Here is a 1,699-nt window from a genome sequence, read left to right as displayed (position 1 = left end):
AGGGCTTGCAGATCATTAACATGTCGTCTTGATCTTGTTGGGCTCGTCGGTCAGGGCGAGGACCTGGGCATGGAGGATTGAGAGGACTGCGGGTGGGGTCGTCGCGGGCGGGATGGCGATCCCATGTGCCTCGATCAGTCTCCGATTCTTCAGGAGGGTTCGGTGCATGGCCGTGCGGCTGCTGTCGAACAGCACGGCGAGAGGTTCCGCGGCCAGGGCGACCCGCAAGTGGAGCACGGTGGCCAGGACCTGTTCGGGGAAGGGGAGCCGGGGCGGGCGGCCGCGCTGGGTATCGCCGTCCGGAGCCAACGTTCCTGTGAGGTCGTCCAGTTGCCGGCGGGTCATCCCGGTCAGCTCGGGATCGGACAGCAGGGCATGGTCCCACTTCGCGGCAGGTGCCTGCGGGGCCCGCGCCGCCGGGATGGCAGGGCAGGGCTGCGGGTGCAGGGCATAGTTCCAGTCGCCATGGAACGCGTGCCGGGTCAGCGGCAGTGCAGCCATCTCCGCATCCCCGATCTTCACTCCGGTGGGATATGTGTTGGTATCGAGTGCGGCACTCACGCGCAGTCCGGTGCGGGTGGTGGTCGCCGCGATGCTGTTCACGATGACTTCGTGGCTGGTCAGCGGGCGGCCGCGCCAGTTCATCGTGATGTGGGAGAACAGCCGGTGCTCGATCTTGTTCCACTTCGATGTCCCCGGAGGCAGGTGGCACACGGTGATCGTGAGCCCGGTTTCGGCGGCGAGGCGGGCGAGTTCGAGTTTCCAGGCGCGGGTGCGGTAGCCGTTGGACCCGCCCGCGTCGGCGGTGATCAGCAGCCGTGTCGCCTGCGGGTAGGCCGACTGACCCTGGCCGTGCCACCAGCGGCGGATCGACTCCACGGCGAACGCGGCGGTGTCGTGATCGGTCCCGACGTTCACCCAGCCGGTGTTCGCCGCCAGGTCGTAGACCCCGTAGGGGACGGCCTTGCCCAGCCGCGGATCGGCGAAGTCGTGGACGCCCACCGGCACCGGATCACCGGCCGGCCGCCACTGGCGGCCGCTGTTCTTGAATACTCCGACGAGCTCCTTCTTTTTGGTGTCCACGCTGATCACCGGCTGGTCGGCGTCCCGATGGTCGCGGGCCTGTTCGTTGAGATAGCGGAACTGAGCATCCCGGTCCGCATGCTGGCCGCCCTCCAAGGTCTTGGCGTTGGCCTGCAGGCTGAAGCCTGCCTCCCGCAGCAGGCCGGCGACGGTGTCGGCACTGATCTTGTGCCCGGCCCAGGTCAGCTCCCGGGCAAGGGTTCGGGTCGATTTCACCGTCCACCGCAGCGGCGACATCGGATCCCCTCGCTCGTCAGGCTCGACCAGCGCCAGCAAGGCCGGGAGCAATCCCGGGTCGAGCTCCGCGACCCGTTTGCGTCCTCCGCCCAACCGCCGGACCCGCCCCAGGGGCTCCTCGCCTGCCTCAAGCTCAAACACGCCCCTGCGGACCGTCGTCTCACTCACCGCCGCGGCCTGCGCGACGGCACGGACGCCCCCATGCCCCAGGGCCCGGGCCTCCGCGGCCATCAGCAGCCGCCGCTGCCGCTCGTCCAGGTGCGGGAGCAACACCGCGAACTTCATGCAGAGTTGGTCACGAGTCTCGTCCGGGATGCGCATACCACAACAACGAGCCCCGGAACGGGAAGCAACACCTTGATTTCCTGCAAGCCCTTAG

General features: G+C 68.3%; 1 protein-coding gene. It reads right to left on the bottom strand.

Features of this window, described 5'->3' with window-relative positions; all coding sequences use genetic code 11:
* Positions 1-15 precede the first annotated feature (15 nt).
* On the bottom strand, positions 16-1,641 hold the full coding sequence (locus ABZZ20_RS36805) for an ISAzo13 family transposase (protein ID WP_356877412.1): 1,626 nt from the start codon (positions 1,639-1,641) through the stop codon (positions 16-18).
* Positions 1,642-1,699: the final 58 nt, after the last annotated feature.

The organism is Streptomyces sp. NPDC006430 (assembly GCF_040612395.1).
In the GTDB taxonomy this organism is placed as follows: Bacteria; Actinomycetota; Actinomycetes; order Streptomycetales; family Streptomycetaceae; genus Streptomyces.
The sequence above is the reverse complement of the archived record's forward strand: the minus strand, read 5'-3'. Positions and strand labels throughout refer to the sequence as shown.

What these genes read in the sequence shown, in the direction of transcription:
- ABZZ20_RS36805 (WP_356877412.1), bottom strand. Translation starts at nt 1,641, where the DNA reads ATGCGCATCCCGGACGAGACTCGTGACCAACTCTGCATGAAGTTCGCG.